General features: G+C 44.5%; 1 protein-coding gene. It reads right to left on the reverse strand.

Annotation, left to right across the window (positions count from 1 at the left end):
- A partial coding sequence (locus AC04NP_RS30810; protein ID WP_482863977.1) for an AMP-binding protein occupies positions 1-283 on the reverse strand: 283 nt, incomplete at both ends.

Genomic DNA, 283 nt, shown 5'->3' on the forward strand with positions numbered 1-283 from the left:
CCACCATATAATCGATACGGGTCTGTGGATAATCCGGGTCTATGGGCACATAAGCTCCTCCTGCCTTTAAAATACCCAAAATACCGACTAACATTTCCAGGCTACGCTCCAAACAGATACCTACCAAATGATCTGCAGTAATTCCCTGTTCACACAAATAATGCGCTAGTTGATTAGAGCGCTCATTCAGTTCCTTATAACTCAAGCTTGCTCCTTCATACACTACCGCTGTAGCATCGGGTGTTTTTGCAGCTTGCTCCTCAAATAGATCGACTACCGTCTT

This window comes from Agaribacillus sp. DX54, assembly GCF_056858335.1.